Source organism: Pseudomonas sp. 5P_3.1_Bac2 (assembly GCF_025465995.1).
Taxonomy (GTDB): domain Bacteria; phylum Pseudomonadota; class Gammaproteobacteria; order Pseudomonadales; family Pseudomonadaceae; genus Aquipseudomonas.
The window spans coordinates 1-2,698 of the sequence record NZ_JANLNY010000007.1; the positions used below are offsets into that span (position 1 = coordinate 1).

At 47.6% G+C, this 2,698-nt stretch carries 2 protein-coding genes and 2 pseudogenes; 1 reads left to right on the forward strand and 3 read right to left on the reverse strand.

Features of this window, described 5'->3' with window-relative positions; translation table 11 throughout:
• Window positions 1–36 precede the first annotated feature (36 nt).
• Window positions 37–887 (forward strand): annotated as a pseudogene (locus NTD81_RS09925) (IS3 family transposase); the annotation flags it as partial.
• Between the two features lie 331 nt (window positions 888–1,218).
• Here the strand turns inward: NTD81_RS09925 and NTD81_RS09930 are convergent.
• From NTD81_RS09930 to NTD81_RS09940, 3 genes and pseudogenes are all read right to left on the reverse strand, one after another.
• Entirely contained in the window at window positions 1,219–1,509 is a 291-nt protein-coding gene (locus tag NTD81_RS09930) for a hypothetical protein (protein ID WP_262182090.1), read from the reverse strand.
• A gap of 414 nt (window positions 1,510–1,923) precedes the next feature.
• Window positions 1,924–2,271 carry an immunity 8 family protein gene (locus NTD81_RS09935; protein ID WP_262182091.1) on the reverse strand — a complete coding sequence of 116 codons (348 nt, stop codon included), beginning with the start codon at window positions 2,269–2,271 and terminating at the stop codon, window positions 1,924–1,926.
• 8 nt (window positions 2,272–2,279) lie between these two features.
• A pseudogene (locus NTD81_RS09940) lies at window positions 2,280–2,698 on the reverse strand (hypothetical protein); the annotation flags it as partial.

The following is a 2,698-nucleotide window of genomic DNA, read 5'->3' on the forward strand; positions in this document are numbered from 1 at the left end:
TGAGTCGATGCTGGAGATCGAGGTCACTCGCGAGGCCTTGCGAAAAAAGTGGTGAGCGCACCCTCCCGTCGAGAGCTGGTGCGCCACATGACGGCACACGGCTTAAGTGAGCGTCGAGCGCTTCAGGTGATTCGCATGAGCGCCAGCGCTCTGCGCTACCAGCCAAGAGCGGATCGCAACCAGAGCCTGCGTGAACGTATTGTGGCCTTGGCTCATCGGCATCGCCGCTATGGCGCCCGATGATCTATTTGAAGCTGCGCCAGGCTGGCGAGGTGGTCAACCACAAGCGGGTGGAGCGCCTGTATGCCGAGGCTCACTTGCAGGTGAAAAGGCGTAAGCGCAAGAAGAGCCCGATTGCAGATCGACAGCCGCTAGGGCGCCCAAGGGCAGCCAATCAGGTCTGGTCGATGGACTTTGTTTTTGATCGCACGGCTGAAGGGCGTGTCATCAAGAGCCTGACCGTGGTGGATGATGCCACCCATGAGGCTGTCGCCATCGTGCCGGAACGAGCGATTGGTGGACTTTCGTTGACACGCATTTTGGATCGTCTGGCCAGGTCACGCGGGCTGCCCAAAGCCATCCGCACGGACAATGTCAAGGAGTTCTGTGGTCGCACCATGCTGACATGGGCTCATCAGCGAGGTGTGCAGCTGTTTCTGATTGAGCTCGGCAAACCCAATCAGAATGCCTACATCGAATCGTTTAACGGGCGCTTTCGTGATGAATGCCTGAACGAACACTGGTTCACCAGCCTGCCGCACGCCAAGGTGGTGATTGAGTCTTGGCGGAGGGAATACAACGAAGAAAGACCGAAGAAAGGGCTCGATGGGTTAACCCCATCGGCCTATGCCGAGCAACTGACCTCGCAAGCCGTTATATTGAACTAGGACTCTAAAGCCAGCTGCTACTGAAGACGGGGAGACGTCGGCATTGGACTGTGTAAATTCTGATCTCGAAATAGTGACGAAACAGATTCAGCTTTATTTTATGCGTTTTGGTGTCTGCAACCGTGCATCAATTCATTAGATAGGTAATTTATAAACCACACACCCCACCTAAAATACAAACCGCTTTTAATGAGCTAGCAGGGTTAGTTAATAATAAAATAAATAATTTTACCCTTTCAAACCAACATATAAAACATCTGCCTCACATGAAAGTAGATTTACCCCCTCCGCTTCACAGCTAGATACAAAAAATAAAACTTGCGTCTTAATTTCAAAATGGTACGAAAAAAGCCAACACATAAACAACAAATGAAAAGCCCGCTAAAACAGCACGACCAGTAGGGTCACCCTCTTTTTCAAAACCACTAGGACCAATAGAAACCCGCTCGCCTATTACATATGAAAAAAATGCCTGACCAAACCAAAGCTGCACAAGTAACACGCTAGCAAATTGATACCACTGCCCCCAAAACCTTAAAATGCAGTTTAACATTAGCCCTATTAACAAAATAGAACCAATCAGCAACCGATTTCTATACAGTAATAAATTTAAATCATTCATCTCTATAAATATCCTTGGCACTATTTACTAAATTATCCCAAACTCCAGCCGCACTAACAGCATTGGAAATTCTTGAGGCAGCCTCTGAAGACAGTCCCTTATTTTTTATAAATCGCCCAAATCCGTCACTTAAAGCGGAGGCAGTAATGGCTGCTGGCAGGTCACCTTTCAAATATCCAGATAATAATGAAGCAGCAGTTGAGCCTGATGATACAAGCCCCCCTGCACCACCAGTTGTTATTACTGCCCCATAGCCTGAATCGCCCCCAAACAGACGTTGGCTTTAGTGGCCTGAACTCTACTTCTGGTGAAGAGTAAAAATGGGGGGATTACCAGCGAAGGAAGGGAGGTTTTGCAGTAAGCAGATAAAACAACACCGGCGCAGGGCCGGTGTTAGATAAATAATCCTATTGGTTAGGATTGGTAATCATCAAATTCCCAGGCAAATACCTTCCCTAGTTTTATCACGATAGTTTCCCAGCTGTCCCCCTCGCAGCGACTCACATATTCATGAATCAATCCATTAATAGTCGAAAAATCATACTCTCGAACAATTAATAAACCTCTCCCCCAACGAGGTTCCCACATTGTCTCTTCTAGCCACCTTGGAGTGCAGATGAAAAGCTCAAAATCATCTGCCCCTTGCGTGCAGTCAAGCCCAACTCGAATACGAAGACTTAAAAAAAAGTTGTCTACGTTCTCAGGAGCGTATGTCTCGACATCAAAAATATCATTAGAAATACCTTTTATAACAGCATGCATAATTCCTCCTAGTCAGCCACATTCAGATGACCGTTACTTACTTTTACGCGCTGACCTGTTACCGGGTTGATATTGTATGTTTCAAAATTAGCCTGCACGCCTGTCGTTGCAAAAGGTGAATCTTTGGGTGTTGGCGGCCTATATACACGAGTGCCGTCTGCGCTAATCAAACCAAGCCCATCACTTGTTTTTGTCGCTCCATCTCCAACCCAGGTTTTACCCAACTGATTAGCTTCGGAAGATGTGCCTTGGCCTATAGAGAAGTTCGGATTTTTCGTTCCACTGCCATTCACAGCCGCAGCTAATCTTGAATCCTGGGCCGCAATATTACTCAGGTTTTCTTGTATCAGTTGTTCCTTCAGCTTTGGATACAAGGCCGCATTCTCAGCGCCGGAGCTAACAGCTCCACCTTTGGAACCCTGCTCTT